General features: G+C 46.9%; 24 protein-coding genes. 12 read left to right on the forward strand and 12 right to left on the reverse strand.

Annotated elements, in window-relative coordinates; translation table 11 throughout:
• Window positions 1–92 precede the first annotated feature (92 nt).
• From KNQ05_RS09270 to KNQ05_RS09300, 7 genes are all read right to left on the reverse strand, one after another.
• Window positions 93–1,271, reverse strand: coding sequence for an MFS transporter (locus tag KNQ05_RS09270; protein WP_214805205.1), 1,179 nt, complete (start codon window positions 1,269–1,271; stop codon window positions 93–95).
• 143 nt (window positions 1,272–1,414) lie between these two features.
• Complete coding sequence (locus tag KNQ05_RS09275; protein ID WP_088836665.1) at window positions 1,415–2,545, reverse strand: ABC transporter permease; 1,131 nt, start codon at window positions 2,543–2,545, stop codon at window positions 1,415–1,417.
• Window positions 2,545–3,246: an ABC transporter ATP-binding protein gene (locus tag KNQ05_RS09280; protein WP_088838456.1), complete on the reverse strand. Its 702-nt coding sequence runs from the start codon at window positions 3,244–3,246 to the stop codon at window positions 2,545–2,547. Before KNQ05_RS09280 ends, KNQ05_RS09275 begins: the two co-directional genes overlap by 1 nt.
• Window positions 3,247–3,391: 145 nt before the next feature.
• On the reverse strand, window positions 3,392–4,408 hold the full coding sequence (locus KNQ05_RS09285; RefSeq protein WP_214771602.1) for an ABC transporter permease subunit: 1,017 nt from the start codon (window positions 4,406–4,408) through the stop codon (window positions 3,392–3,394).
• Window positions 4,405–5,271 (reverse strand): ABC transporter permease subunit, encoded by an 867-nt coding sequence (locus KNQ05_RS09290; protein WP_088836667.1) that lies wholly within the window; start codon window positions 5,269–5,271, stop codon window positions 4,405–4,407. Before KNQ05_RS09290 ends, KNQ05_RS09285 begins: the two co-directional genes overlap by 4 nt.
• A gap of 23 nt (window positions 5,272–5,294) precedes the next feature.
• Window positions 5,295–6,365 (reverse strand): DUF58 domain-containing protein, encoded by a 1,071-nt coding sequence (locus KNQ05_RS09295; protein ID WP_214805207.1) that lies wholly within the window; start codon window positions 6,363–6,365, stop codon window positions 5,295–5,297.
• Window positions 6,366–6,370: 5 nt separating this feature from the next.
• The gene (locus KNQ05_RS09300; protein ID WP_029333138.1) at window positions 6,371–7,294 is read right to left on the reverse strand and encodes an AAA family ATPase; all 924 of its coding nucleotides are present in this window, start codon (window positions 7,292–7,294) and stop codon (window positions 6,371–6,373) included.
• Between the two features lie 381 nt (window positions 7,295–7,675).
• Here KNQ05_RS09300 and KNQ05_RS09305 point away from each other — a divergent pair, with 381 nt between their 5' ends.
• Window positions 7,676–8,290 (forward strand): NAD(P)-dependent oxidoreductase, encoded by a 615-nt coding sequence (locus KNQ05_RS09305; protein ID WP_088836669.1) that lies wholly within the window; start codon window positions 7,676–7,678, stop codon window positions 8,288–8,290.
• Between the two features lie 71 nt (window positions 8,291–8,361).
• Here the strand turns inward: KNQ05_RS09305 and amyS are convergent, their stop codons facing one another.
• The gene (gene amyS, locus KNQ05_RS09310) at window positions 8,362–9,903 is read right to left on the reverse strand and encodes an alpha-amylase (RefSeq protein WP_214805209.1); all 1,542 of its coding nucleotides are present in this window, start codon (window positions 9,901–9,903) and stop codon (window positions 8,362–8,364) included.
• Window positions 9,904–10,249: 346 nt separating this feature from the next.
• Between amyS and KNQ05_RS09315 the strand changes: the two genes are divergently transcribed.
• Entirely contained in the window at window positions 10,250–11,071 is an 822-nt protein-coding gene (locus KNQ05_RS09315; RefSeq protein ID WP_214801058.1) for an endonuclease I family protein, read from the forward strand.
• 301 nt (window positions 11,072–11,372) lie between these two features.
• Entirely contained in the window at window positions 11,373–11,957 is a 585-nt protein-coding gene (locus KNQ05_RS09320) for a YdcF family protein (protein WP_088836672.1), read from the forward strand.
• 67 nt (window positions 11,958–12,024) lie between these two features.
• Here the strand turns inward: KNQ05_RS09320 and KNQ05_RS09325 are convergent, their stop codons facing one another.
• Together KNQ05_RS09325 and ytzI are read right to left on the reverse strand one after the other, a co-directional pair.
• Window positions 12,025–12,537: a YtxH domain-containing protein gene (locus KNQ05_RS09325; RefSeq protein WP_088836673.1), complete on the reverse strand. Its 513-nt coding sequence runs from the start codon at window positions 12,535–12,537 to the stop codon at window positions 12,025–12,027.
• A gap of 134 nt (window positions 12,538–12,671) precedes the next feature.
• Window positions 12,672–12,842: a YtzI protein gene (gene ytzI / locus KNQ05_RS09330; protein ID WP_152638925.1), complete on the reverse strand. Its 171-nt coding sequence runs from the start codon at window positions 12,840–12,842 to the stop codon at window positions 12,672–12,674.
• A gap of 124 nt (window positions 12,843–12,966) precedes the next feature.
• Here ytzI and KNQ05_RS09335 point away from each other — a divergent pair, with 124 nt between their 5' ends.
• Window positions 12,967–14,070, forward strand: coding sequence for a PP2C family protein-serine/threonine phosphatase (locus KNQ05_RS09335; RefSeq protein ID WP_088836674.1), 1,104 nt, complete (start codon window positions 12,967–12,969; stop codon window positions 14,068–14,070).
• A 63-nt stretch (window positions 14,071–14,133) separates the two neighbouring features.
• On the opposite strand, the gene KNQ05_RS09340 is transcribed toward KNQ05_RS09335, so the two are convergent.
• A complete protein-coding gene (locus KNQ05_RS09340) occupies window positions 14,134–15,069 on the reverse strand; it encodes a magnesium transporter CorA family protein (protein ID WP_029333146.1) in 936 nt (311 codons plus the stop codon).
• A gap of 121 nt (window positions 15,070–15,190) precedes the next feature.
• On the opposite strand from KNQ05_RS09340, the gene KNQ05_RS09345 reads away from it, so the two are divergent.
• On the forward strand, window positions 15,191–15,559 hold the full coding sequence (locus tag KNQ05_RS09345) for an Hpt domain-containing protein (protein ID WP_088836675.1): 369 nt from the start codon (window positions 15,191–15,193) through the stop codon (window positions 15,557–15,559).
• A gap of 115 nt (window positions 15,560–15,674) precedes the next feature.
• On the opposite strand, the gene KNQ05_RS09350 is transcribed toward KNQ05_RS09345, so the two are convergent.
• The gene (locus KNQ05_RS09350) at window positions 15,675–16,553 is read right to left on the reverse strand and encodes a chemotaxis protein CheV (protein ID WP_088836676.1); all 879 of its coding nucleotides are present in this window, start codon (window positions 16,551–16,553) and stop codon (window positions 15,675–15,677) included.
• A gap of 217 nt (window positions 16,554–16,770) precedes the next feature.
• Here KNQ05_RS09350 and KNQ05_RS09355 point away from each other — a divergent pair, with 217 nt between their 5' ends.
• The 7 genes from KNQ05_RS09355 (at window position 16,771) to KNQ05_RS09385 (ending at window position 23,688) form a co-directional block, all read left to right on the forward strand.
• A complete protein-coding gene (locus tag KNQ05_RS09355; RefSeq protein WP_088836677.1) occupies window positions 16,771–18,213 on the forward strand; it encodes an NADP-dependent glyceraldehyde-3-phosphate dehydrogenase in 1,443 nt (480 codons plus the stop codon).
• 180 nt (window positions 18,214–18,393) lie between these two features.
• Entirely contained in the window at window positions 18,394–19,368 is a 975-nt protein-coding gene (locus tag KNQ05_RS09360) for an MBL fold metallo-hydrolase (RefSeq protein ID WP_088836678.1), read from the forward strand.
• On the forward strand, window positions 19,365–20,123 hold the full coding sequence (locus KNQ05_RS09365; RefSeq protein ID WP_214765320.1) for an SDR family NAD(P)-dependent oxidoreductase: 759 nt from the start codon (window positions 19,365–19,367) through the stop codon (window positions 20,121–20,123). Before KNQ05_RS09360 ends, KNQ05_RS09365 begins: the two co-directional genes overlap by 4 nt.
• A 15-nt stretch (window positions 20,124–20,138) precedes the next feature.
• Window positions 20,139–21,335 carry an ABC transporter substrate-binding protein gene (locus KNQ05_RS09370; protein ID WP_214771615.1) on the forward strand — a complete coding sequence of 399 codons (1,197 nt, stop codon included), beginning with the start codon at window positions 20,139–20,141 and terminating at the stop codon, window positions 21,333–21,335.
• On the forward strand, window positions 21,322–22,086 hold the full coding sequence (locus tag KNQ05_RS09375; protein WP_088836681.1) for an ABC transporter permease: 765 nt from the start codon (window positions 21,322–21,324) through the stop codon (window positions 22,084–22,086). Before KNQ05_RS09370 ends, KNQ05_RS09375 begins: the two co-directional genes overlap by 14 nt.
• Window positions 22,083–22,817 carry an ABC transporter permease subunit gene (locus KNQ05_RS09380; RefSeq protein ID WP_029333661.1) on the forward strand — a complete coding sequence of 245 codons (735 nt, stop codon included), beginning with the start codon at window positions 22,083–22,085 and terminating at the stop codon, window positions 22,815–22,817. Before KNQ05_RS09375 ends, KNQ05_RS09380 begins: the two co-directional genes overlap by 4 nt.
• Complete coding sequence (locus KNQ05_RS09385; RefSeq protein ID WP_214771618.1) at window positions 22,801–23,688, forward strand: ABC transporter ATP-binding protein; 888 nt, start codon at window positions 22,801–22,803, stop codon at window positions 23,686–23,688. The genes KNQ05_RS09380 and KNQ05_RS09385 overlap by 17 nt, the downstream gene beginning before the upstream one ends.
• Window position 23,689: the final 1 nt, after the last annotated feature.

Raw genomic sequence — 23,689 nt, forward strand, 5'->3', positions numbered from 1 at the left:
GGCGTTTCATTGTGTGCAGAAAAACGTTTGGGAAAAACCAAGGAATCTCCAACACATCCCTTCAGCTCCACTTCTGTATAACGAACCGTTGCTTAAGAAATCTGTTGCGTCCGTTCGGTTGCTACTTGCTTGCGTAATTGCCGGGCCGGACGAATCATTAACAACGCGATTATACTCGCGATGAGATAGACGACTTCGATACTCAGCCAATCGGCGAGAAGACCGAACAGGAGACTCCCGAGACAAAAGCTAATCGTATAGACGGTCTGTTGAACACTGTAAACGTAAGGTAACCGTGCGATTGGGGTATCTGCTTGAAGCCGTGTATTTAATTCTATCGCCCGGAGTTGACTGGCGTAGCCCTGGACGACGCAAGCAATCAAGGCGACTACAACATACGGAGCGAGACCAAACAGAAGCGTCGCGACAATCGAGAGCAACACACTGAACTGTAGCAGTGAACGTTGCTTTCGGCGTCGGAGCATCTGGTAACTCCCGACAATCATGCTGAGCAGATAAAATGCATTCAAGATGCCCCACCAACTGTCCGACACATGCAGGTGCGTAGCGATGTAGACGAGGAATAACGCAGAAATCCAGGCGGTACTCGCGAAAGCATCGATGCCAAGCAATGCCGTATTCAAACGGGCCGGTACGTTAGTCCGGGTATACTGCAAACTTGAACGAAACGTCGGTTCCTCGTCCGCTTCTTCCACAGACCCTTGAAGGGAGCGCACTTGATAACGAAATAGCGCCGTTCCGATACTTGCAACAAGAAAAAGCAGCAATGAGACGAATAAGACGGACTGGGGCGACCCTGTACTGACTAAAATCGCGCCGAGCGGCCACATGATCAGTTGGACGACTTGATTCGTTCCTTGGACGATGCTGTTTGCTTTTTGGAAATCGGTCGTGATTTGCGGAATAAAGGCACTTTCAATCGGTCGGGCAAAGCCGTCGAGAAAGGCAATCCAAACCACGAGAAGGAGCAACGCCACGAGTGGTAAATCAAGCAGGACGATCAAGACGAGCGAGAGGGTCTTCATGAGCTGGCTGAGCAACAAAAGCGTTGCATGGGGCATCTGCTTCGCAAGGCGGGCGAAAAAGAAGCCGCTGACCGTCATGCCTGCCGTTACGGCAATCGGAAAGAGCGCAGCTGTGCTCGCCTGTCCTGTTTGTTGATACAAGGTAGCGATGAGGGCGACGATGTAGAGCGCGTCCCCCGCATTCGCCATCCACTGGCTGACCAGTAAAGTCGTAAAACGGTTCATCTAAAAAACCTCCACATCAATCATATTTAGTTAGTGGTTAGGAGTTTAGATGAATTTACATTGGACGGCCTCATTTCGGTCAATTTTGACTAAAGTATATAAGGAAAATAATGGATTGTCAATTCCCTTTGTACGAAGTGCCCTTACACCGGCCGCTGTTTCCGTAAGGCACGCATGTTCAGGAGGACGAAGACAAGCATAAATCCGGCAAGGACCACAAGGTCGAGCCAAATTTCACGGAAACCGTACCCGCGAATCATGATGTTTTGCAGGGCATCGGCGGCATAGGTCAACGGCATCAGCCGATTGATGACTTCGACCCAGGTCGGGGCATCCGTCAAATCAAATAGACCGCTGAAAAAGATTTGCGGGACGATTGCGAGCGGGATGAACTGAATCAATTGGAATTCCGTCCGTGCGAAACTCGACAGCAGGAGTCCGAGTGACAGGGCGACGCTTGCCGTCAATAAATTGACGAAGAGTAACAGAAAATAGTTGCCTTGTTGTGTCACGTTCAAGATATTAACGATGAATAGTTGAATAAGGACAGTTTGAATCGTGACGAACAAGAAAAAGCCAACGAAGTATCCGAAGACGATGCTCGACCGTTTGAGCGGAGTAGCGAGTGTCCGTTCGAGTGTCCCGCTGGACCGCTCACGGAGAAAGCTGACCCCGGCGATGATGAAGACAAATAAAAAGATGAAAAATCCCATCAAGGCAGGTGCAATTTGATCAAACAGTTCTGCATCTTTATCTCCATATAAAAAGCGGATATCTGGTTCCATCATTGATTGTGAGGCGATAGGGGGAACGGTCAATTTTTGATTCGTCAATTGTTCGAGCCGTTGTTGCAGTTGATTAACGGTTTCGCGTAACTGTGCATTCGCTGTCGTCGCCTGCTTCATCTCGATTGCCGTTAACGTTTCGCGGATGACCTGGATGGCGTGGGCATTTTTAGAGACGTCGCCGCCTTCAATCAAAATCTCCGGGGCATCATCCCGGTACGTGATCAATGCCTCGATGTGTTGATCTTCCATCGCCTGTTTTCCGTCCGCATAACTCGGATAGGTCGTCGTCGCCGTTTTCGATGCGAGAACCTCGTCAAACGTTTCGGGTAGGTCGACGGTGCCGATCGTGACTTCATCCGAACTCGAACCGAGGATTGATGATAATAAAAAGAGAACGAATAGGGGGGCGAGGAACATCATCGCAATGGTCCGTTTGTCCCGAAAAATTTGCGAGATGACACGTTCTGCTACGGTCAGTGTCTGCATCAGACTTGCTCCTTTCGGATGAAAGCTTCATCGATTGAGCCGAATCGTTGAATTAATTCCGCGGGCGTACCGGCGTCGATCAATCGCCCATGTTGAATCAATAATAAACGATCGCACCGCTCGGCTTCATCCATGACGTGTGTCGTGACGAGGATTGTGACGCCAGACTTCCGCAGTTGGTCGAACTCGTGCCAGAACGTTTTCTTGAGGGCGGGATCAATTCCGACGGTCGGTTCATCAAGCAGAAGCAAAGTCGGTTCATGAATCAAGGCGATCGCAAGACTGAGGCGGCGCTTCATCCCACCGGAAAATTGATGGGTCGGGCGGTCGGCATCCTGCTTTAAGTCGACGAACTGGAGGACGGATTCGATCCGGGCGCGGAGGCGGTCTTTTTTTAAGCCGTACAGCTTGCCGAAATAGCGTAAATTGCCACGTGCCGTCAAATCCTCATACAAAGCATCGGCTTGCGCCATATAGCCGATTTTTTCTGCCTGACGTAACGACGGCTGCTGTGACCCGAGTACAGTGACGGTTCCGCTTGACGGGGTTTGGAGGCCAATCAGCGACTTGATTAATGTTGTTTTACCGGAACCGCTTGGTCCAATCAGCCCGACGATTTCACTTTGACCAATTAAAAAATTGACATCTGTCAACACGTCGGTTTTTCCGAAGCGTTGAGAGTAGTTCTTGACTTCAATCATCATTTTCACGTCCCTTCTCTCTTTCTATACCCGCAAAAGACCAAACGCTTGTTTTTTAGAGGGATTAAGTAGTTTAAAAGAAATTAAGACATACTTAGCGCCGTCATATAAAAGAATACGACGGCGCTAAGTATATTTTACATAATTATTTCGTAATTGATGGTGAGACAGAATCAAACGGATTCGTCAAACGTGTCGTAGCGGCTTCTGCCTGTGCGACCGGTTCCGTGAAGATTAGCTGTTCACGTCGTAAGCGATAGGCACGCTCGAGACGACTCGTCAGCAAGTTCCCGAGGAAGACGAGCGCAGCGATGCTGATTGCCGGGATCAGGAACAGGTGATTGATCCAGGAAACGGCTGAAAACTGAAGGAAGTAGAAACCGAACTGGGAAGACCATTCAAAAATCGTCGGTGAAACATCGTTCGCAAAGCGTGAAAGTGTCCCGCCGAAAAATAACCCGAACAAGGACAGGTGAATCAAGACCATCAACGTTTGGACGAACTGTTGCATGAAAACAATGGCAAGCGTCGGTAAAAGATGCGGCCAAATGTGCTTTCTAAATTGGTAATGGGGACTGCCACCGAGTGTTCGGGCGACGACCATGAACTCTTGCGTCAACAAGTGACGCGTTTCACTGACTAAATACATCAGTAAGGCAGGTAACCCGAGTAAAATCAGTACGCCTGTCTCAAAGAGGACACGGGAAGACAAGGACGGAATGTCTTCTGGACTTGCAAAAAATAAGCCTGTCAACAAAATGAAATAGGCCAGTAAGGAAATCGGTAAAATTAAAAAGCCGTCAAGAACGGTACGAATTGCCGTATTTAATCTTTTACCCCTAAAGGCGAGCGGCACGCCGATCAACAGAGCGAGCAGGATGCGTCCGAAGGCGACGGCAAAGCAAATCCCGATCGTCCACTTGGCACCGGCAATCATGATTTGGAATAAATCGTTGCCCGCCCGGTCCGTTCCGAACCACTGCTCACGCGATGGTTCAAGTGGAGATGTCGCGAGGAACGTCCCATCCGCCGCGTACCGGTTCGAGATTTGGTCGACTTGTCCGTCACGAAATATGGTATGTCCGACACTAAGTAGGAGGAGCGTCGCAAAAATCAGGATACAGCCCCAAAAGAACGGATCACGCAATAAGACACGTCTCATACAGCACCACCTTTCCAAGCTTTTGGAATACAAAGCTCAGCAATCAAGTCAATCAAAAAGAACGGTAAGTAAATCAAGAGGAGCGTCACGAGCAGGACAGGAAGTTGCGGATTCATGATTACGAACCGAAACAGACCTTGGACATTGAATGTGTATTCGATGACGACGAGACTCGATAAAATCGTGATGACGTTGGCGCGGAAAAACAGATAGAACCGATAAAACAAGTTCGGAATCAAGTGTGACCAAAATAAATGATTCGCGTGTGTCCCTTTGGCGCGGGCAAGTTCGATATAGCTGGCTCCTTCCTCTTCTTGGATCTGCCCCGTCAACCATTTGATGAAGAAGAAGAGGGTCGTCAGCGACAGCGTCAGAATCGGAAGGAAACGGATCGAATCAGCAAAACCGCCGGCGACTTCGATTTGATCGAAACCGGTCGTCTTAAAAAGAACGATGATGATGTACTGTGAAAAAATCACCCAAAATAAATCCGGCACCATCTCGAGTACACGCGTCGTCTGCTTCAACAGGTTACGTGTCCGCAGACGCGCGCGATAAAAGAAAAACGCGTAGACAAGTGCGGCGATAAACGAACAGACAAGGGCACTACTGAAGATCAGCAGCGTCTCCTGGATGAACGGTTGTAAGTCCGGCAACAACGGACGAAGCTGTTGTGCGGTCACATTGTAATAAAGAATCGGTTCGACACCAGTCAAAAACAGGACTTGTTGTTTGAGCGCATCGGTGTAATTCGAAAAGTTCGGACGTAACTGGACGATCAATGCCGGTAAGGCGCTGATGCACAGTAAAACGACCAACGATACGATGAACTGAAGCGACTTTCGAATGACTAGGGAAACCATGATAAAACCTCCTTCTTTGATCGTCAGCCAATCGCCTGGATCCGGTCGTTCCCAACCAGGATCAGCTGACTGTTAAGATGTTTTCGACGCACGACATACCGTTCGAACTGTTTTGTTGCGATATAGGAATCCCGGTCGGATAACGTCGACAGGTGGACAAGGACGTGCTTCAAGTGCGGTTGTCCTTCACCTAACGCCAAGTGGGTCATGTGGTTCGCTTCGTTGAGACGGTTCAGGAACAATTCAACTTTACAGCCCTCCTTAATCAACTCACTGATTAAGAACGAAGCTTGTTCGATGAAGCGTTCCGATTGATTATGTAAGCCGTATCCACTTGGACCCGACAAATTGAGGGCGATGGTGAATGTGTCCTGATTACTCGTCTCATAGACTTTTGCTTGCAGACGGCCGGTTTTTGCTGTCGCGTACCAATCGATGTCCTTCGACGGTTCCGTCGTATACGCTTTTGATCCAAGCTGGACCAATTTGTTTTTTAATGGTGAATAGCGGTCCGGACGATCACCAATCCGTAAGCGGTTCAGCAGGAAAGGTGTCGCTTGTGCCGTTAACGAAGGCAGCACCGTGAACTGCGGATAACTGTCGAATGAAAATAAGTAAACGCCCATCCGCCAGGGCAGACGAATCGTTAAGATGATTTCGTCGAGTGCCGTCGGACCACGTTTGACGGTCTGGATTGGGATCGTAAACAATTCTTCCGTCAACACCAGTTTGGTATCATACGTGTGGGGATGGAGCGCGTCACTCGTCGTGAAAACAATCCCGTCAGCAGCATGGAGACGGAGGGAGGCCTTAAGGCCGAGTGACGAAAAAAGTTCGAGTCCGAAAAGTTGCAGCTGGAGGTCCGTTTGTTCTTGGTTGAACATCAATCGTTCATAGTGTTTCCATTCTAAAGCGACTTCCCGGCGGAGTTGCCGTTCCGTCCGGTTGACGACGACATGAATCGTCGCGAGTGCGGCAAAGAGAAACCCGAGTCCCGAGACGACGGGGAGGAATAAGAATAAAAATGTCAATATGCAATAGACGGGAAATAATTTTTGTTCGAGCCAAAAGGGGACGGAACGTTCGATTTTCATCCGCGTCACCCAATCTCGACAGGAACTGGAATGGCATCAAGGAGATGGTACAAGACTTGGGCCTTTGTCGTCTTGATGCCCCCTTCAAGTGTCAATGTCAGGCGGTGGGCCAAGACATGTTTTGCAAGGTGTTTGATGTCCTCCGGAATGATGAAGTCGCGTTGATTCAAGAAAGCATAGCTTTGGGACGCGCGAAGCAGGGCAATCGCACCACGTGGACTGACACCGACTTCAACGAGTTCATGATTCCGTGTCGCCTGAACGATATGCAGCAGATAATCGAGCACGTCTTGCGACGCATGGACACGTCGTGCTTCTTCCTGCCATGAAATCAAGTCCCCTCCTGACGCAATCCCGACGGCTGATCGGCGGACGTTCGTCAAAATCTCAGACAGCAAGCGGCGTTCGTTCTCAAAATCCGGATAACCGACTTCGATCGCGACCATGAACCGGTCGAGTTGGGCGTCCGGTAGCGGGAATGTTCCTGCTGACTCGATCGGATTTTGAGTTGCGATGACGAAGAATGGTGCCGGCATCTGATACGTTGTTCCGCCAATCGAGACTTGACGTTCTTCCATCGCTTCAAGCAATGCCGATTGTGTCCGCGGGACGGCGCGGTTGATCTCATCGATCAAGACGACGTTTGCAAACAACGGTCCGCGTTTATTCTCGAACTCCTGCGTCTTTAAGTTGAAGAAGTCTGAACCGATGACGTCGGACGGAAGCAAATCCGCCGTGAACTGAATCCGGGAGAAGGCACTCTCGAAGCTTTGGGCGAGTGCTTTCGCAAGCATCGTTTTCCCGGTCCCCGGTACATCTTCAAGCAGGATGTGACCTTCGGCGATGAGTGCCGTCAGACAGAGATCGATGACGTCCGGTTTGCCGAGATAAATCGAATTGAGTTGGTCTTTTAACTGTTGTAGCTTCATAGGAAATCCCTCCAAGGTTAAGGTGATGAGTAGCGTGATAATTGTTGTTCGAAGCGTAGAACCTCATCGTCCGTATTGAGATAGTGGAACATCATCCGTCACACCTCCAAAAGAAGGGCGCCGTTTTTTCACGCGACGTGACTGTACGAGTTTCCAAAGCATAAAGCAGAATAGACTGACTTCCTGTCTTTATCGAAGAAAAAAGATGGTCGTTCTTTTAATTAAGGAAAAAATATCCATATGTACTTAGGGAGATTTTAGCATACACTGTTAATAAATAAAAATAATTTTCTGAAAATAAGGGTGAGGGAAGACGATTCATTTTCAAGCGGTAAGGGTATCATTCAAACAGTGGATCTTGAAAGGGAAAGGATGTTATGCATGAAATTGATTATTTTTGGGGCTACGGGTCAAACCGGACAAGAACTCGTCAAACAGGCGATTGCGCATGACCATGAGGTGACGGCGTTCGTCCGTAATCCGGATAAGTTGGAACTAAAAGATGAACGACTTCATGTCGTCACGGGGGACGTCTTGAACCAAGAGGATGTCAATGCGGCGCTTGTCGGACAAGATGCTGTCTTGACGGCGTTAGGGACAGAAAGCCTTGCCTACAGTGGATTTTTAGAACGAAGTCTCGTCCGGATCATCAATGCGATGAAAGTCAGTGGTGTAACGCGGATTGGTTACGTCGCATCAGCAGGTGTTGATAAGGAATTACCGGGTGCACAAGGATTACTCGCACAGCAAATCTTAAAGAATCCATTACGTGATCACCGGCAAGCAATTGACTTGTTGAAACAGGCAGACGTCGACTATACGGTCGCACGACCACTCCGTTTGATGAATGGTCCGTTAACCGGGATGTACCGCCAAACAGCTGACGGTGTACCCGACCAAGCGAAACAAATCAATCGGGCCGATGTCGCCCATTTCCTGCTTGAAGCGATTGAACAGGAAGAATCGATTCGCGAAAGTGTCGGTCTCGCTGAATGAAAAGAAGCCCCCATCCACGAACCTTCCTGAAAAGGAAACGGTACCGGATGGGGGCTTTTAAATAGGACGAATTATTGTTGGCGGTAGATCGAGACAGAACCACCATTGACGAAAAATTGACCATACCCGTCTGCATTGATCGTGACGGAAGCTGAATTGTTACCGGTGATGTCTGTCCAGAATTCGCCTTTATTTTGCGTACCGACATACATCCACTTGCTCCCACCAGGGCCGTCAGACAGGATTGTCGCAAGCCCTGATTTTGAGCGGTCACTGACGCCTTCCCGTGTCCAACCGATGATGTCTTGGTTATCGAGGTAATCATTTTGTTTCCCGAACGCGAAGTCCTTCCGTGCTTTTAGAATCGGATCGATTTTTGACGCGAGGGCAGGGATTTCGCGGTTCGATGAGCCTTTTGTTCCGTAGTAGTCCCCGTAAAAGACAGATGGATACCCTTGTTCCCGCGTTAAAATCATCGCGTAAGCAAGGGGCTTGAACCAGGATTGAACGGTCGATTCGAGCGATTGACCAGGTTGAGAATCATGGTTTTCAACGAGTGTGACGGCAAGCGTCGGATTATCTTGGACGAGTGTGCCGTTAAAAATTGTGCGCATGTCATAAAAGCCGCCGCCTTTACTCGCTTGTTCGAATTTGTAATGAAGTGGAGCGTCAAAGACCGATTGTTTATAGTTCGTCTGACTTAAATAGTTTTTAAGTGTCCCGAGATCGTTCTGCCAGTACTCGGCGACTGTGAATAATTCCTTACCCGTCGTCTGACGAACATTCGTCAACCAATCTGCGAGATACGTATGTTTGATGTGTTTGACGGCATCAAGACGGAATCCATCGAGCCCGAGTTCATTGACGTACCATTTCCCCCAGTTTTTCATTTCCTGCTGCACTTCCGGGTGATCGAAATCAATGTCTGCATACATCAAGTAATCATAGTTTCCATTTTCAGAAGATACATTCGAGTCCCACGACTTACCTGTTCCTCGGAATTTATAGATGGCACTTTTTGAGCGGGATTGATCCCAATCCGTTCCGTCGAAGTGATACCATTTCCATTTGAAGTTTGAATAGGCGTTGCTCCGCGCCGCGAAGTTGAACCCGGTCCAGGCCTGGATTTGATAGTCGCCAGAGACTTCTTGATTACGGTTACCCGGATTGACTTCGACGGCCGTGACGGATTCCGTAAAGTCAGCACCACCCTTGTGGTTCATGACGACATCACCATACACATCGATTCCAGCCGTGTGCAATTGCCCGATGGCGGATTTCAATTGCGTTTTCGTGCCGTACTTCGTCCGGACTGTTCCTTTTTGATTAAACTCACCGAGGTCATATAGATCGTAGGCACCGTAGCCGACATCATTTTGAGTCGTTCCTTTGTAGGCAGGAGGAATCCAAACAGATGTAATTCCGAGTTGATCAAGCTTAGAAGCGTCGTTTCCTAGACGGTTCCAGTGGTTCCCGTCGTTTGGTAAATACCATTCAAAGTATTGCATCATCGTCCCGTTGTCTGCTGTTGCCCCTACTGCAATCGGTTGCGCAAGTGGCACTAAAAACGTCACGCTTGCAAGAGATGCGACAATCAAGCTTTTATGTTTCATCAAAAAGCCTCCTCTATCAAATTATGAAAACGCTTGCATTAATTATTATAGCAAGTTGAAACGTGGGGAGTATCATCCTCATACCTTATTTATGTATCCTTTATAATCATGACTTTTGCCTCTAGAATAGTTCTTCTAAATAATAATTCATCGTTTATTGATTCGTGATTCACTAAAAAACAGGACCTTCTAACCGTTGAACAATTGTGCTAACTCTGATTTCTGGATTCCTCTAAAAAGAAGAGGTCTTTCGTCCATCTTCCATAAGAAAGACAAGTGATGTGAAAATGGGAGTGTAATACGGTTTGACATTGCATGTCCATACTTAACCTGAGGGGGAAAAAGCATGAACTGGAAGTCGAAAATCAGTGGGGCACTTGTTGCGACACTCGCGTTAGGATCACTTGCCTTCACGCCGGTCATCGCCAAAACAGATTCAACAAAGGTAGTAGCGGGACCACAGGCGGTAACGTCACAATCAACAATCGATGCCTATTATCAGCCGGCAGCGGGGAAAACGGGTGCGGCATTAAAAGCATCACTGCATGACATCATCGATAATCATACGGAAGTCTCGTATGACACGGTTTGGACGGCATTAAAAGAAACCGATCAAGATCCAGGTAATGTGAACAACGTGATCGAATTGTACACGGGGAAGTCCATTTCAAAAAATAGCAACGGTGGGAATGTCGGTCAATGGAACCGAGAGCATGTCTGGGCAAAATCGCATGGAGACTTCGGAACAAGCATGGGACCAGGGACAGACTTGCATCACTTACGTCCGTCAGACGTCGTCGTCAATAGTGCTCGTGGGAACCTTGATTTTGACAATGGCGGAACGAAATATAGCGGATGCGATTGTAACCGAGATGGTGATTCATGGGAACCACCGACTCGCGTCAAAGGTGATATCGCGCGGATGATTTTCTATATGGCGGTTCGTTATGAAGGTGGCGGCGAAATCGACTTAGAGACGTCAGAAAACGTCAACAATGGCTCAAACCCACTTCACGGAAAATTATCGACGTTAAAAGCGTGGAACAAACTTGACCCGGTCGATGCATTTGAAAAGAAACGCAATGACATCATTTTTGAAAAATGGCAAAAAAACCGCAATCCATTCATTGATCATCCAGAATATGCGACAGCAATTTGGGGAAATTAATCTAGCAAAAGGGGTCTGAATCAGAAGTCGGACCAACATCAATCCGTGTGACGGACGTTTCCGTCCTCCATTTAATCAAATGACCGTTGCTCCCGCGATTCACGGGACCATCGGTCATTTCTATTGTTCAAGATAGTTTAGTGCTTGCCGGAGGTATGGATGAAAAAGTCCGGATTCCTTTTAATCGGGAGACATCCCCATTTTTGAGTCGCCCCTGTTTTGTGATTGAAACTTTTCTTAGAAAAACATCGTAGAAACGGATGTAATCGAAAATAGCAGTCTGAAAGGAATCATATGACTCATGGAACGGATCAAACAAGTTTTGAAAAGATATCGGCTTGTAGTGGCCGGAATCGTAGGTGGACTCGTCATTTTCTGGTTTAGTATCGGTTTATTTGTCGCAGAAGGAAAACGTCCCGCAGCGAACGGGAAACACTCGTTTGTCATCGTCCTCGGTGCAGGTGTCAGAGGGGAAACACCGTCACTGATATTGGAAAACCGGATTCAGGCTGCAGCTGCATACGGAAAAAAATATCCGCGAACGACTTTTATCTTGAGCGGTGGGCAGGGGCAGGGTGAAGCGATTTCAGAAGCAGAAGCGATGCGCCGTGGCATGATTGACGAAGGAATCTCTGAAAAACGTCTTGTGCTCGAAGACAAATCGACGTCGACCACTGAAAATTTACGTTTTTCAAAATCGTTATTACCAAAAGGTGAAAATCAAGTCTCGATCGTGACGTCAGATTTTCATTTGTATCGTGCTCGTACCGAAGCGAAGAAAGTAGGATTGAATAGTGATGCGATTCCTGCAAAAACACCGTTATCTGGTGTATTGCGATATGGTATGCGTGAACGTGTCGCAATCATCGTGAAATTTTTTGAGTAATGGATTGTTGTGACAACGTTAAAAGAAACCACCATGCCACAAGCATGATGGTTTTTGATAAAACGGTTTATTTATTTTGCTGTGAATTGTCTGATTGATTGTTTTGTGGGGCTTCTTCTTTTCCAAGCGCCACGTCTTTTGCTTCGACCACTTTTTCACTAATTGAAGACAGGTCACCCTTAGCTTCCGTTGCAGTATCTTTTACAGAAGAAGCATCCGATTTGACGGTATCAAGTTCATTGTTAACCTTGTCATACACATTTTGGACGTCACCAGCGACTTCTTGAATGATTCCTGAAGCGCTTTTTACTTGTTCGATGACTTGTGAAGCTTTTCCTGACGGATCTTCTTTAATAGTAGATGCTAATGATGAAACGGAATCTTTTGCGCCGCTAAGTCCTTGTTTTGTGTTTTGTCGATTCGTTGAGCTCAGCATTGTAAGCAATCCGCCGACGACAGCTCCTAGCAACATCCCCGTAAGTAAATTGACACGACGACCTGACGAAGCTTCTTGATCGAATTGACGATTTGGATGTTCTTGTTGAGCAGCATGTGGATCATTTTGTAGATTAGGTTCCATGAATAGACACTCCCTTAAGATAATATTTGACCATGATAGATATGTACCCTCGTCATAAAAAAGGAAAACATGCACTTTTCATGCAACAAAAAAAGACCACCGATGTTAAAATGGTCTCAGACGGTCAAAGTTGTTTAGTTTTGCTTCTCTTCATCCTGCTTTTCAGTCAGTTTACGGTTGATTTCATCGTAGTCAATTTCGATATCGTCTTGATTGCCTTTATATCCGTAGCCTTTTGAAATGACGATGATTGAAGCAACTAAGACAAACACGATGATTAGAATGGAAACAACATAGAGCCACATGATCCATTCCTCCTTTCATTCTTCTCTTTTAGTATGACGGAAAACTGTCCGTTCGTCTAAACGAAAGTGGTCATGATGTGATAAACTATGTTCAGATTAACATGTTTAGGAACGAGGTGACGGTATGAGTATATTAGTCGTAGATGACGAATTTACGAATTTAATGATTTTGGAGCGACTGCTTGAAAATGAAGGATACGATGTCGTAAAAGCGATGAGTGGGGAAGAAGCGATTGAATTGATGGAGGACCCGGCCTTTATCGACAACTTAGATGTCGTATTACTGGATGTAGAGATGCCCGGCATTAGTGGGATTGATACAACACGGTTGATCCGAAAACGATTTGGTTTAGATGAACTGCCAATCGTCATCGTGTCCGGTCGTTCCAATGAAGAGGACATCGCGGATGGACTGGATGCGGGAGCATCAGACTATACGACAAAGCCAATTCGAAAAACGGAATTGCTTGCTCGTGTTCGAAATGCGATGTCATTAAAACAAGCGATAGATGCACGGAAACGATATGAAAAAGTCTTACAAGAAGATTTTGATCTTGCTCAAAAGCTCCAGCAAAGTGTTTTGAGTGCAAATATCGAAGATGAAGACATTCGAATCATGGCAACCTATATTCCTTCTAAAAAACTAGCGGGAGATATGTATGCCTGGTACCGCATCTCGCAAAATAAATATGGCATCATCTTGTTTGACGTCATGGGCCATGGTGTCTCGTCAGCGTTGATTACGATGGGGATGAGCTCGATCTTGTTTGAACTCGTGCATCGCATCGGTGATCCGGCAAAAGTACTTGAAGAACTGAACCGTCAGATGAGCCGCCTTTTCCCAGGGGATGAAACGGAAATTTATTTTACTGCCGTTTATTTGTACATCGACTTGGATGAGATGAAACTTAGTTATGCGAATGCGGGACACCCACCTGGTTTGTTACGGATGGGGGATCAAATCATCGCCCTCGAGAACACAGGATTGCCAGTCGGGATGTTTGAGGACTCACAATATACGAGTCGGACAATCGACTTGACGTCTCCTGGATGTATCTACCTCTATACGGATGGTTTCATGGAGCTGTATAGCAAAGGGATTGACGAAGGGATCAGTGCGATCCGTCAGTTGATCGAACAACAAGGACCAAACATTCACCACTTGATTCAGCCCGATCAAAGTGATGAGGCCGATGATTTATGTCTCGTCACGGTCGAAATCAATTAAAAAAGCCACTCGCTTTTGTACATGCTACGTCTTCAGCATGTAAAAGCGAGTGGTTTTTTTGTGCTAGAAAAAGCGTCTCCGCCACAGAATAAAGGCAGCGAGTCCGGAGAAGAAAATCATCATCCCAAAGACAATCCAAAAGCCGATGACTTCACCTTCCCACGGCACATGGACGTTCATCCCGAACATTCCGGAAATCATTGTCGGGATTGAAATAACAATCGTGATTGAGGCTAAAAACTTCATGACGAAGTTTACATTGTTCGAGATGACGGAACCAAACGTATCCATCGTCGAACTGATGATATCTTTATAGATTTGTGCCATCTCCATTGCCTGGCGGTGCTCGACGAAAACATCTTCTAGTAAATCTTCATCGTCTTCATGTTTCTCGAGACTCGGTGTTTTAATGATGCGATCAAGAACGCCATCGTTTGATTTAAGTGACGTCATGAAATAGACGAGGGATTTTTGTAAGTTCATCAGTTGAAAAATTTCTTGATTTCGCATCGAACGTTGAAGTTCATCTTCGAGTTCGTCCATTCGGCGATCGATTTGACGAAGGAAACGAAGGTAAGAAGAGCTGACTTTATAAAGAATTTGAAATACAAAGCGTGAACGATAATTCGTCCGGAATGTCCGTAATTTACCGTTCGAGAACAAGGTCAACACGTCGAGTTGTTGCGAACAGACGGTGATGAAATGCCTCGACGTCACGATGATACCGAGCGGGATCGTGTTGTAGCGTCGTCCCGATGACTCTTCTTCGATGTACGGAACATCGACAATCATCAAGAGCCCTTCATCATCTTTTTCAAAACGAGGTTTTTCCTCAACGTCCAGTGGGTCATAGATAAAATCCTCAGGAATCTTTGTGGCAGCAATGACTTGGTCGGCTTCGTCTTTTGTCGGATTGACAAGATGAATCCAAGAACCTTTCGTGAATTCTTGAATTTCGTTGACTGCCCCGGTCACATCACTTCGATAAATCGTCAACATATGTCTATCCCTCCTGCTCTTCACTTGCTTATTATAGGGACAGAAGATAGGGCGTGTAAATGATTCTCAGATTTTTTTTTACGACATTTAATGTTAAAATGAAACCAGAGGGGGGAACCAGATGCCTTTTTTTAATCAAAAGAAGTTAGAGGAATTACGTTCAATCGCCGGTGGGGACCACGTATTTTTACAAAAGATTGGTGAAACATACATTGCGCAGTTTGATCGTAAATTTCCTGAACTAGAGCAAGCGATCAATAACAATGATCCGGGACAGACAGAAAAAATCGCACATTTACTTAAAGGTGCCTCCTATTCGGTCGCGGCGGACGATTTGGCAGATGAGTTCGAACAACTTGAAAAAGAAGCAGAAACGGGTTCGCTTGAAAATGCGAATCAGGTTTTGCAAAACATTGATCAATCTATGGTGGAGTTCAGAAAAGTCTGGTTGGATGCTTTTATTGGAAAGAATTCGGACTCGATCAAGTAATTGATGAAAAAAGTAAACCGGCGTTCACGATTTCGTGGACGCTTCTTTTTTTTTTGTGAATTGAAAAATCGGAGCCCACTGGAAAGTGAGCTCCGATATAACCGTCAACAACGTCTTACAAGACGTATGAATCGACCGTTTCGATCAAACGACCGATTTCTGGTTTTGTAATTTGTGCATTGACCCCAACAGATTCACCTTTATGGCGAAGATCATCTGAAATCAAGGAAGAGAAGACGATGATTGGCAGTTCGGCATACCGGTCGTCTTCACGAAGGCGTTTCGATAAATGAAGTCCGTCCATTTTCGGCATCTCGATATCTGTGATCAACAAGTCACAATCGCTACCTGCTTCGAAGGCGTCAAATGCATCTTTTCCGTTGATGAACCATTTTAAGCCGTGATATCCTGCTTCTTCAAGCGTCTCAATGATGAGTGTCCGGAGCATTTCTGAATCTTCGGCAATCCAAATCGTTTTGTTCGATCTGTCACGCGGTTGGACGCGACGTCCTTCTTCACGTGCGAAGATGTCTTTACGAGACAGTTCGAGTGCGATTTTTTCATAATCGAGTAAGATGATCATCTTATCGCCTGTCTTGACGACGCCGTTCGTCAATCCTTCGATTCCACGTGCGAGTTCGTTCGGTGTATCAATTTGTTCCCACGAGATACGTCTGATCTCCGTGACAGAATCGACGCGAAGGACACTTTTCTCGCCATTGAACTCACAGATGATCAACCGATCTTCCGTCGCTTCGTCATGGGCTACACCGATGACAGTCGGCAAATCGATGACCGTCATGACTTCACCGCGTAGTTCGATTAATCCTTTGACGGCATCTGGTGTTCCTGGGAGTGGTGTCATCGGTAACGGAACGATGATTTCACGCACTTTCATGACGTTAATCCCAAATGTATAAGGACCACAATGGAAAATGACGATTTCTAATTCATTCGTACCCGCTTCTAACAAAATATCGTGTTGATTGTACACGTGATTTATCCCCTTTCGTTCCTGCACATTCACTTCTGCCTAGTTATCGGCACATTTCGTAAAACATTCCATATCAAATTCAATAAAAAAACTATTGTAATCGCTTTCATAATATGTTAAGCAAAATGTTTGGCATTTGTCTGACCAATTGTTTACAATAGCTATGCAGCCACACACTGAAGTGACAGAGAGAAAAAACATATGGAGGTAGAGTGGAATGAATACAACAAAAACAACGTATACATTTTTATTGGATGGACAATGGTATGAGAGTGAATCAAAAGAGACAATCGAAATCTCTTCACCATATAAAGAAGAACTCGTTGGTCGTGTACAAGCGATGACGAAACCAGAAGTCGACCGTGCGATTGCTTCAGCAAAAGCGGCACAAACGACTTGGGCGAAACAACCAGCAAACAAACGTGCTGAACTATTACATGCATGGGCAACAGAACTTGAAAAACGCGCTGACGAAATCGGCGAAGTCATCATGCGTGAAGTGGGTAAAGGACGTGCAGATGGCGTTAAAGAAGTGAAGCGGACTGCGGAAATCATTCGGTATACAGCAGAAGAAGGTCTTCGTTTTGACGGTCAAATGATGCAAGGCGATTCATTCCCAGGTGGGAGTGCCAAAAAACTTGCAGTCATTAAAAAAGCGCCACTCGGCGTCGTCCTTGCGATTTCACCATTTAACTACCCGGTCAATTTAGCGGCAGCAAAACTTGCACCGGCGTTGATGACAGGAAACGCGGTTGTCTTCAAACCGGCAACACAAGGTTCAATCAGTGGAATCTTGATGATTGAAGCACTCGTCGCAGCAGGTCTTCCGTCAGGTCTCGTTAACGTCGTGACAGGTCGGGGATCAGTCATCGGTGACTATTTAACAGCACATCCAGGAATTGATATGATTACTTTCACGGGTGGTACAGGGACGGGACGTCACTTGTCTCGCCAATCAGCGATGATCCCACTTGTACTTGAACTCGGTGGAAAAGACCCGGCACTCGTCTTAGAAGACGCGGACCTTTCATTAGCAGCGGATCACATCATCAGTGGAGCGTTCTCTTATTCTGGACAACGCTGCACAGCGATCAAACGTGTATTCGTCTTAGATCATCAAGCGGATGCGCTCGTTGACGAATTAACAACACGGATCGCGAAGTTAACGGTCGGTTCACCTGAAGACGACAGTGTCGTAGTTCCATTGATCGATACAAAATCAGCGGATTACGTGGAGGGCTTGATTACGGATGCGAAAGATCAAGGTGCAACAATCGTTACTGGTGGAAACCGGACGAACAACTTGATTGAACCAACACTAATCGACAACGTGACACGTGACATGCGTGTTGCTTGGGAAGAACCGTTCGGACCCGTCTTACCAATCATTCGTGTCAGCTCAGTCGAAGAGATGATTGCGTACTCGAACGAATCGGAATACGGTCTTCAAGCAAGTGTCTTTACGGAAAACATTGATTCAGCTTTTGCTGTAGCGGATGCCCTTGAAACAGGTTCTGTTCAAATTAATGGTCGGACTGAACGTGGCCCAGACCACTTCCCATTCATCGGCGTTAAATCATCTGGACTTGGTGTGCAGGGTGTCGGACGAAGTCTTGCTTCGATGACGCGTGATAAACTGACTGTCCTTAATTTAAAATAAAATTTGCAATAAACGAGCGACCTTTCATTCTGCGAAAGGTCGCTTTTTTTGCATCCAATTCCAGACGGTTTACGTATGCTTTAGTGAAGGGATGCAAGAGAGTGACAGACAAAGTTTGCGGCTCGGGTTCATTTTTCTCTATAATGAAGGAAACTAGTGAGAGAAATGAGGGGATTCCAAGTGAACAGCAAAGATGAAATCTTCACGCTACCGATCCCAACGCCGTTTCCAGTCGGTGATATCAATTGTTACGTCCTCAAAACGGACAATGAAAATATTTTGATTGATTGTGGACCGGATACGGCAGAAGCTTGGCACGCCATGCAAGAGGGTTTGCAGAAAATCGGCTTGTCTGTCGAAGAACTCGATAAAGTAATCGTGACGCATCACCACGCCGATCATGCCGGAATGGCTTATCGTTTTTCTGAAAAAGGAATTGCGATTTACGGGCACGCACGACTTCGTCCCTATTTAGAACAGGATACGGACTTCTTGAATAGTGGCGATGCCTTTTTGCAACGCTTAGCGATGTCGTTCGGGGTGCCAAAAGAAATACGAGCGTTGCTACCGAGTTATCTGTCGGCCCTCAAATGGCTCGGAAAAGGACAACTCGACTATGTCCTAAAAGAAGGGGATTCCATCACGGCGGCAAGTACATACCGCGTGATTGAGCTACCGGGACACGCAAGCGACCAGATCGGGATTCTCGGTCAAGACGGGACATTGTTTGCAGCCGACCATTTACTGGCACGGATTGAGCCGAACCCGTTACTTGAACAGCCGCAAGCAGGAGATGCGTCTGATATAAAACGCCCTGTCCTTGCATATATGCGCTCGCTCGAAAAGCTTCAAGGTGAACGAATCACGATCGCCTATACCGGTCATGGCGAAACAATCCGTGATGTTCCATCCTTGATTGAAGAACGATTGCTCCAACGTAAGGCCCGCGGTGAGCAACTTTTGAAACATCTGACGGGAGAGCAGACGTTATTTGAGTTAGCGCAGTTGACGTACGGCAATCGTTTAAAAAAATCGTTTCCGCTCGTGATGAGTGAAATGAAAGCACGACTCGATTATTTAGTCGCAAGCGGTCAAATTACAGTCGAAAAACGAGATACGGTTCTTTATTATTCGAAAGCGGGAGTTAGCGGATGAATCTAATGAATAAAACGGTTGTCTTGACTGGAGCATCAAGCGGTCTCGGTGAAGCGTTAGCGCGCGTCTTGAACCGGCAAGGAGCGAATTTGATTTTGATTGCCCGCCGTGCCGATCGGCTCGAACGCTTAGCAAGAGAGCTGCATGCTGACTATATCGTCTATGACTTAGAACATTCACCGGAGCATTTAGCCGAACGAATCCAGGTCGACTATGGCATGATTGATGTATTGATCAATAATGCCGGATTCGGAGAATTCAGTTTCTTGCAGGATACCTCGATTGAGACGATTGAATCTATGCACCGGATCAATGTCCTGACGCCCGTTCGGTTGACAAAAGCGTGTCTACCTTTCCTGCGTCCGAATGGAATGATTGTCAATGTCGCCAGTCAGGCAGGAAAGCTGCCGACTCCGAAATCGACCATCTACTGCATGACAAAAGCAAGCCTGCTTCAGTTCTCAAATGCATTGCGACTTGAATTACGACCAAAAGGAATTCATGTGATGACGGTTAATCCGGGACCGATTGCGACTGAATTTTTCATTCGCGCCGATCTCAGTCGCAAATATGAAAAGAATGTCGCCTCGATTTTGTTATCGAAAGAGTCGCTTGCAAAAACGGTGGTCCGAGCGATCGAGCGTCAAAAACGAGAGGTCAATGCACCGTGGTGGATGGAACTTTCAGCGAAAGCATATGCCGTTTGTCCCCGATTGATTGAATGGCTCGGTAAGTCCGGATTTGACAAAAAATGATGGGGTGGAATGAAAATGTTAAAAAAAGTAATCGGTATCGCTGTCGGTGGGTTGTTGCTTGCCGGGTGTGGCGCAACTTCTGACTTGCCGGCAAAGGACGAAGTGCTAGGTTCATCCTATAAAATGATTGAACAGGAAGCAGCGAAAACGACGGTCCGGATGTACATGTGGGGTGGAGATGACGGAATCAATGCCTATATCGACGAGTACGTCGCACCCAAGTTGAAAAAAGAGCATCAAATCACATTGAAGCGTGTGCCGATTGAAACAGCGGATATCATTCAGAAATTGCGTGCTGAAAAAACAGCCGGTAAGGACACAGGCGTGATTGATGTCGTCTGGATCAACGGCGATAATTTCCGAAATGCGAAAAAAGACGGTCTGTTATATGGTGACATCGCGCGCGTCTTACCGAACATCAAGCAAGTCGACGCCGCGGCGCAAGCTTCAGATAGTGGGACGAAGACGGAAGGGCTCGAAGCGGCCTGGGGAAAAGTCCAGTTTGCGTTCCATTATGATCAAGCCAGTGTTGCCAAACCACCGGTGGACTTAAACGAGTTAAAAGACTGGGTCAAAGCAAACCCAGGAAAATTCACTTATCCGGAAGTGACGGATTTCACGGGAAATACGTTTGTCCGTCACGTCATGTACGGGGTCGAATCTAATGAAACGTTGAAGAACCCGAAAAGCGATTTTAAAAAGACATGGGCTTATTTAAACGATTTAAAGCCGTACCTTTGGAAAGAAGGGAAAACCTATCCGAAGACGCTCGCTCAGCTCGATCAATTGTATGCGAAGGGGGATGTCGCATTCACGATGGGCTTCAATGAACGCCGGGCCGAACAGGAAGTAGCGTCCGGGACCTTCCCGGAAGAAACGCGTCCGCTCATCTTAGAAGAAGGTTCGATTGCGTCGACCCACTTCTTATCGGTTCCATTTAACGCACCAAACCCAAAAGGGGCGCTCGTTGCAATCAACGAATTGTTATCGGCAGATGCGCAGTTGAAGAAATATGACGCGACCTACTGGGGAGATGGGACAAGTCTTGATTTAAGTACGTTGACGTCAGTAGAACAACAAGCGTTTAAGGATGTTCCGGCAGCAAAATCGACACCGACACCAGATGCATTTGAAGGAAAAGTCCGAGCGGAGCTCGACCCGGAATTCTTCGAGATCATTCGAAAGGATTGGCCGGAACGTGTGGCGCGGTAATCCTTACCCCGCTGTCTTCTTGATTGCTGGAATGGTTCTTTATGGACTGTTCATCAGTGTATCGATGACGACAGTCGCCGATTATCGTGCATTGTTAAGCGATACCGTGTTTCTTGAAAGCATTGTGTTAAGTCTGTACGTCGCACTGAGTAGCACGTTACTTTCGTTAGGGGTCGGTTTCGGCTTAGCTCAATTTTTCTCAAGGCGAGGGGGGATGGCGGAACAAATCCTCGCACTTCCGCTGTTTATCCCGCATCTTGGTGCAGCATATCTTGCGATTCTCTACTTCAGTAATGTACCGATGATTGGTCCGCATGAGACGAATCATTTCAGTATCATCTTGACTTACGTATATAAAGAAACACCGTTCATCTTTTTTTATCTCATTCCTGTTTTTCGACGGCTTGATCACCGGTATGAGGAATTGGGGCAACTGCTTGGATTATCTAGGATTCGCCGATTTTGGCATGGAAAAGGTGTTTTTATTTTGTTTCCGGCACTTGAAGCTAGCTTCATCGTTTTTGCATTTGTTCTATTTGCCTACGAAGTGCCGGCATTGCTTGGTGTGACGTATCCGAAAATGATTGGTGTATATGTATTTGATTTATATACGCAAGGAGACCTGTCGCAACAACCAACGGCTTTTGCCATCAGTGTCGTCTTGACGACGTTGCTCTTCATGATGTTAGCCGTCTTCACGTGGTGGATTCGACCGATCACAGAGCGAATCAGTAAGGGGCGGATTGAATGAAGCAACGAATCGTTACGCTATTGATCGCTTGTCTCGTCGTTGCACCGCTGCTGGGAATCATTCCGAAATCATTTTCTCTAAATCCGCGAATCGTCGAGACGTTGACGACGACGCTCTTCATGATTGCAGCAGTGACGTTTTTGAACCACGTAATTGGTTATGCGGCAGGGAAAGCCATTGCCTTTCAGACGGGACGAATCATTCAACTGGCTGAGTTGTTGATTAGTCTGCCACTGTTTTTACCTGTATTATTGCTCTCATTCGGTCTTTATTTGACGTGGATCCGTTTAGGTTTGGCTGATCAATTCCTTGGCGTGTTACTCGTCCTTTTGTTACCGACACTTCCGTACACGGTCCGCCTTTATACGAACGGATTTCAGGCGCTCGGTGAACAACTACTCGAACAGACGGTCCTTGTTGAGGCAAACCGCTTGAAGCGATTTTTCTTTTTAGTCGGACCGTTGCTTCGTCCGACATTACAATCGGTGACATTGCTCGTCACCGTCATCACACTTAGTCAGTATGCACTCGTCGTGCTCATCGGCGGTGGCGTCGTTCGGATGCTCGCACTTGAAGTCTTCCCCCTTTACTCTGGGAATGCGGTTGATGCGGCTAAAGAAGCGACGATTTGGTTGATCGGGTTACCATTTTTGATTTATCTAGGGCAAATGTTGTTCTTTACCTTATGGATAGAAGGGGTTCGGAGGTTATTAGATGGACGTAAGAATTAATAAAGTGATGAAGCGTTTCGGTAAAACGACCGTCTTGCAAGACATCGATCTAACCATCGCCTCGGGACAATGCGTTGCGCTTGTCGGACCGAGTGGAAGCGGGAAGACGACGTTACTGCGCTTGATTGCCGGATTAGAAAAGGTCTCAGGTGGAACGATTCACTTCGGAGAGCGTGACGTTACGAAAACAGTCCCGAGTAAACGCGGAGTGACGATGCTGTTTCAACGACCGCTACTGTTTCCCCATCTCACGATCGGGCAGAATATCCGCCTTGGCATGCGAGGGGACGCCCGACAAGTCTCGGAGTGGCTCGACCGCGTCGGGTTACCGGGACGTGAAGCGGACTTTGTCCATCAACTGTCGGGAGGCGAGCAACAACGTGCGAGCTTAGCACGTGCCCTTGCGAGTCAACCGAACTTTTTATTATTAGACGAGCCGTTTTCAAGCCTCGATTTGCCGCGGAGGCGTGAATTACGGACGTTGATTCGTCGCCTGACGGAGCAACAAGGCGTGACGACGTTGCTTGTCACACATGATCGCGAAGAAGCGATGGCAATGGCGGACTATGTGTATGTCATGCAGGCAGGACGCATTATCGAGCAAGGGCGACCTGTTGCTTTAAGCGAGACGAGTCCGTTTTTTGGAGATGGTCTTGCCTTAGACGGGACATGGTATCCGCTGTCTGCGATCGAGTTGGTCTTAAGACCGACGAATCAAACGAATGAACGTGTTACGATTACGAAAGAATTAATCCAATATGGTGTTCGGTTCTATGAAGTCGAACGGGCAACCGGCGAGCGACTCGTCATTCAGACAAGAAGAGCGTTCGACGAAGCGACGACTGTTTATGTCGTCAGAAAGGAGGACTAAT

It is taken from the genome of Exiguobacterium sp. s125 (genome assembly GCF_018618605.1).
Classification (GTDB): domain Bacteria; phylum Bacillota; class Bacilli; order Exiguobacteriales; family Exiguobacteriaceae; genus Exiguobacterium_A; species Exiguobacterium_A oxidotolerans.